Below are 518 nucleotides of genomic sequence, written 5' to 3'. Positions count from 1 at the left end.
CTTTCAGTGGCCCAACGAATTATCTCACCGCGATCATTTAATTCCGTTCCCTCACGATGCAGCAAACGCCGAATCTCATCTAAGCGTTTTTTAGTAACAGTGATTCCTCTGGCCTCCATGTTCATAAGAGCATCACATCGATCACTTACTAAAAATTTACCACTTATTTCTCGGACAAATGCGCCGACATGCTCCCCATCATCACAATATGTGAAGGGACTGATAATTCTCATGGTTTCGCCTATTGAATAACATTCAAAACCAAGTTGTGAGATCACCGTTGAGCACATCATATTCCAAGTCCTAACTGTCCAGATTCATCCTCTAAAGGCATGGGCATTTTTCCTACAGGAACTACATTGAGTTTCTCGCAAAAGAAGTTCCAATACCCGGCCAAATCATCAGGGCTTATGGTCTCCGTAACTGGGAAACCGATTTTATCACTATAGTAGCCAGCCTCTTCATAGTACACATGATAGTGTGGACCCGAAATGCTGGGTTGATAATCATCCCGATCG

Annotated in this window: 2 protein-coding genes; both read right to left on the bottom strand. The window is 43.2% G+C overall.

Annotated elements, in window-relative coordinates:
• Window positions 1-278 (bottom strand): DUF1828 domain-containing protein (locus tag ACFPZN_RS56680; RefSeq protein WP_378293800.1); only part of this gene is annotated, 278 nt, incomplete at its 3' end.
• 11 nt (window positions 279-289) lie between these two features.
• A partial coding sequence (locus tag ACFPZN_RS56675; protein ID WP_378293798.1) for a hypothetical protein occupies window positions 290-518 on the bottom strand: 229 nt, incomplete at its 5' end.

It is taken from the genome of Actinomadura rugatobispora (assembly GCF_042656285.1).
Taxonomy (GTDB): Bacteria; Actinomycetota; Actinomycetes; order Streptosporangiales; family Streptosporangiaceae; genus Spirillospora; species Spirillospora rugatobispora.
The sequence above is the reverse complement of the archived record's forward strand: the minus strand, read 5'-3'. Positions and strand labels throughout refer to the sequence as shown.